This is a genomic window from Nonlabens dokdonensis, assembly GCF_002162835.1.
Classification (GTDB): Bacteria; Bacteroidota; Bacteroidia; order Flavobacteriales; family Flavobacteriaceae; genus Nonlabens; species Nonlabens dokdonensis_B.
In genome coordinates, this window is record NZ_MAAX01000122.1 from 1 (window position 1) to 5,383 (window position 5,383).

Annotated in this window: 2 protein-coding genes; both read left to right on the forward strand. The window is 37.6% G+C overall.

The genetic code is table 11. The features are described from left to right. Positions 1-3,098 (forward strand): DNA-directed RNA polymerase subunit beta (gene rpoB, locus A9Q93_RS08245; protein ID WP_303686911.1); only part of this gene is annotated, 3,098 nt, incomplete at its 5' end. Between the two features lie 91 nt (positions 3,099-3,189). Next, positions 3,190-5,383: DNA-directed RNA polymerase subunit beta' (gene rpoC / locus A9Q93_RS08250; RefSeq protein WP_303686912.1), on the forward strand; the 2,194-nt coding region annotated here is incomplete at its 3' end.

The window sequence follows — 5,383 nt, forward strand, 5'->3', positions numbered from 1 at the left end:
GCAAGCTCGCAGCTCGTGTACTTAGAACTTGGCATGAAGATTTCGTAGACGAAGATACTGGTGAAGTAGTATCTATCGAGCGTAATGAGATTGTTCTTGATCGTGATACGATTTTAGAAAAAGAACATATCGATGAAATCCTAGAATCTCAGGCTAAAACAATTCTTCTTCATAAAGAAGATAACATGTCTGCAGATTATGCCATAATTCATAATACTTTACAAAAAGATCCTACCAATTCTGAAAAAGAAGCGGTAGAACATATTTATAGACAATTACGTAACGCTGAGCCGCCAGATGAAGAAACTGCGCGTGGTATCATCGATAAATTATTTTTCTCTGATCAGAGATATAATTTAGGTGAAGTAGGTCGTTACAGAATGAATAAAAAATTAGGTCTTGATATAGCTATGGATAAGCAAGTGCTTACCAAAGAGGATATCATTACTATAATTAAACATTTGATCATGTTAATCAACTCTAAAGCGGAGATTGATGATATTGATCACCTATCTAATCGCCGTGTGCGTACCGTTGGAGAGCAGTTGTCTCAACAATTTGGAGTAGGATTAGCTCGTATGGCTCGTACCATTCGTGAGCGAATGAACGTTAGAGATAATGAAGTATTTACTCCTATTGACTTGATTAACGCAAAGACTTTGTCTTCTGTAATTAACTCATTCTTTGGAACAAATCAGCTTTCTCAATTTATGGATCAAACAAATCCATTAGCAGAGATTACTCATAAGCGTAGGTTATCAGCACTTGGACCAGGTGGTTTATCAAGAGAAAGAGCTGGGTTTGAGGTTCGTGATGTTCATTATACTCACTATGGTCGTCTTTGTCCTATTGAAACTCCTGAAGGCCCTAACATTGGATTGATCTCTTCACTTGCAGTTTTTGCTAAAGTAAATGGAATGGGATTCATTGAAACTCCATATCGTAAAGTAGAGAATGGGGTGGTTAACTTGAATGATGAGCCTATTTATTTAAGTGCAGAAGAAGAAGAAGGATTACACATAGCTCAAGCTAACTTACCACTATCAGATGGTAAAATAGACCAAGATAAGGTAATCGCACGTATGGAAGGTGATTTTCCAGTAGTAGAAACTAATGAGGTTGCCTATGCTGACGTTGCACCTAATCAAATTGCTTCTATATCGGCATCATTGATTCCTTTCTTAGAACATGATGATGCAAACCGTGCATTGATGGGATCTAACATGATGCGTCAGGCAGTACCATTATTAAGAGTTGATGCACCTATAGTAGGAACTGGTCTAGAAAGACAAGTAGCAACCGATTCTAGAGTTTTAATAAATGCAGAAGGTGATGGTGAGGTTGTATACGTAGATTCACAGAAAATAGTTATACGTTATGATCGCACAGAAAGAGAGTCACTTGTAAGTTTTGAGCCAGAAGACACTTCTTATAACCTTATTAAATTCCGTAAAACAAATCAGGGAACAAGTATCACCTTAAAACCTATAGTTGTTAAAGGAGATAGAGTTAATAAAGGTCAAGTTCTTTGTCAAGGTTATGCAACTGAAGCTGGAGAATTAGCTTTAGGTAGAAATATGAAAGTTGCGTTTATGCCTTGGAAAGGGTATAACTTTGAGGATGCGATTGTTATTTCTGAAAAAGTTGTTCGTGAAGATATCTTCACATCTATACATGTTGATGAGTATTCTCTTGAAGTAAGAGATACAAAATTAGGAAATGAAGAGCTTACTGCAGATATTCCTAACGTAAGTGAAGAAGCAACAGCTAATCTTGATGAGCACGGTATGATACGTATCGGTGCAGAAGTAAAACCTGGTGATATTTTAATTGGAAAGATTACTCCTAAAGGAGAATCTGATCCTACTCCAGAAGAAAAGCTTCTTAGAGCTATATTCGGTGATAAAGCAGGCGATGTAAAAGATGCTTCCTTAAAAGCTTCTCCTTCATTGAGAGGTGTTGTTATCGATAAAAAGTTGTTTTCTCGAGCAGTTAAAGACAAAAGAAAGAGAGCTCAAGATAAAGAAGATATAGCTAGATTAGAACAAAAATATCAAGCTAAATTTGATGCTCTTCAAGAAAGATTAATTGAAAAATTATTTGAAATAGTAAGTGGTAAAACTTCTCAAGGTGTATTTAACGATTTAGGTGAAGAAGTTCTTCCTAAAGGTAAAAAATATACTCTTAAGATGTTGAATTCTGTGGATGACTTTACTCATTTAACGTCTGGTACTTGGACTACAAGCACTGAAGTGAATGAGATGGTTGCAGACTTATTACACAACTATAAGATCAAAGAGAATGATCTTCAAGGATCATTACGTCGCGAGAAGTTTACTATCTCAGTAGGAGATGAACTTCCAGCTGGTATTATCAAGCTTGCTAAAGTTTACATCGCTAAAAAACGTAAACTTAAAGTAGGAGATAAGATGGCAGGTCGTCACGGTAACAAAGGTATTGTTGCGCGTATTGTACGTCAGGAAGATATGCCATTCTTAGAGGATGGAACACCTGTAGATATCGTATTGAATCCACTTGGTGTACCTTCTCGTATGAACATTGGTCAGATTTATGAAACAGTACTAGGTTGGGCAGGTGAGAAATTAGGTAAGAAATTTGCCACTCCTATCTTTGACGGTGCAACCCTAGATCAGATAAATGGATATACTGACGAGGCTGGTATCCCAAGATTTGGTCATACGTATCTATATGACGGTGGTACTGGTGAGCGTTTTGATCAACCTGCAACTGTAGGTATTATCTATATGCTTAAACTCGGTCACATGGTAGATGACAAGATGCACGCACGTTCTATAGGTCCATACTCATTGATTACGCAACAGCCACTAGGTGGTAAAGCACAGTTCGGTGGTCAGCGTTTTGGAGAGATGGAGGTTTGGGCACTTGAAGCATACGGTGCTTCTAGTACTCTACGTGAAATCTTGACTGTGAAATCAGATGATGTTATAGGTAGAGCAAAAACTTACGAAGCAATCGTAAAAGGTGAGCCTATGCCAGAGCCTGGTCTTCCAGAATCATTTAACGTATTGATGCACGAGTTGAAAGGTCTAGGATTAGATCTAAGACTTGAGGATTAATTTTTCTGTGAGGATGGATACTTGTTCCGCTTTCGCGAAAGCGGAACTCTTAGAAACCTCATTACTTTAAACTAAAAATAGTACCATTATTATGGCTAGACATAAAGAGAACCCAACACAAAAGAAATTTTCAAAAATTTCCATCGGTCTTGCATCTCCTGAAGCAATTCTTGCAGAGTCAAGAGGTGAGGTGTTAAAACCAGAAACGATTAACTATCGTACGCACAAACCTGAAAGGGATGGTCTTTTCTGTGAACGCATTTTTGGTCCTGTTAAGGATTATGAATGTGCTTGTGGAAAATATAAGCGTATACGTTACAAAGGTATCGTATGTGACCGATGTGGTGTAGAGGTTACAGAGAAGAAAGTAAGACGTGATCGTATAGGACATATCAATCTTGTTGTGCCAGTTGCACACATATGGTATTTCCGTAGTTTACCTAACAAAATAGGATATCTACTTGGACTTCCATCTAAGAAGCTAGATATGATCATTTATTACGAAAGATATGTAGTAATTCAGCCTGGTATTGCAAAAAATGCCGAAGGTGAAGAGGTACAAAAATTAGACTTTCTTACAGAAGAGGAATATCTTGATATTTTAGATAGTTTACCTCAAGAGAATTTATATTTAGAAGATTCAGACCCTAATAAATTCATCGCTAAGATGGGTGCAGAGTGTTTGATAGAGTTATTACAACGCATTGATCTAGAGTCATTATCTTATGATTTAAGACATAAAGCTAACAACGAGACGTCTAAGCAGCGTAAAACAGAGGCCTTAAAACGTCTACAAGTAGTAGAGGCTTTAAAAGATTCTAATGAGCGTCGTGAGAACAAGCCTGAGTGGATGATCATGAAAGTGGTGCCAGTTATACCACCAGAATTACGTCCATTAGTACCGCTAGATGGTGGTCGTTTTGCAACATCTGATTTAAATGATCTTTACCGTCGTGTAATTATACGTAACAATCGTTTGAAGAGATTGATGGAGATTAAAGCTCCAGAAGTAATTCTTCGTAACGAGAAACGTATGTTGCAAGAAGCGGTAGATTCACTTCTTGATAATACAAGAAAATCTAGTGCTGTTAAAACAGATTCTAACAGACCATTAAAATCATTATCAGATTCCCTTAAAGGTAAGCAAGGACGTTTCCGTCAGAACTTACTAGGTAAGCGTGTGGATTATTCAGCACGTTCGGTAATCGTTGTGGGACCAGAGCTTAAATTATATGAGTGTGGTATCCCTAAAGATATGGCTGCTGAGCTTTATAAGCCTTTTGTAATCCGTAAACTTATTGAGCGTGGTATTGTAAAGACTGTAAAGTCAGCTAAGAAAATCATAGATAAAAAAGAGCCTGTAGTTTGGGATATCTTGGAAAACGTTCTGAAGGGACATCCAGTTATGTTAAACCGTGCTCCTACACTTCACAGACTTGGTATTCAAGCATTTCAACCTAAGTTGATTGAAGGTAAAGCGATTCAGTTGCACCCATTAGTATGTACGGCATTTAATGCCGACTTTGATGGTGACCAGATGGCGGTACACTTGCCACTTGGACCAGAGGCAATTTTAGAATGTCAGTTGTTGATGCTCGCATCTCACAACATTTTGAACCCTGCTAACGGTAGCCCTATCGCCGTTCCTTCTCAGGACATGGTATTGGGTCTTTATTATATGACTAAATTACGTAGATCAGAACCTGGACACATAGTGAAGGGTGAAGGACTTACTTTTTATGGACCAGAAGAATTAGTAATTGCTTTTAATGAGAAACGTGTAGATATTAATGCTCCGGTTAAATGTAGAATCAATCTACTTCAAGGTGATGGTTCTTATAAAGCCGAGATCATTGAAACAACTGCTGGCCGAGTAATTTTTAATCAAAAGGTTCCAGATGAGGCAGGATATATCAATGAAGTATTAACTAAGAAAGCTCTTAGAGATATTATCGGAGATATTCTTAAAGTGACAGATGTTCCAAGAACAGCTGCTTTCCTTGATGAAATTAAGGACTTAGGTTACGGATTTGCATTCCGTGGTGGATTGTCTTTCTCACTTGGAGATATTATGATTCCAGCAGAGAAGCAATCTATGATTGATGAGGCAAATACTAAGGTAGATGCCATACGTGGTAACTATGGAATGGGTCTTATTACTCAAAATGAACGATACAATCAGGTAATTGATGTTTGGACTGCGACTAATGCACAGCTTACAGAATTATCAATGAAAAACATTAGAGAGGACCAACAAGGGTTTAACTCAGTGTATATGATGCTTG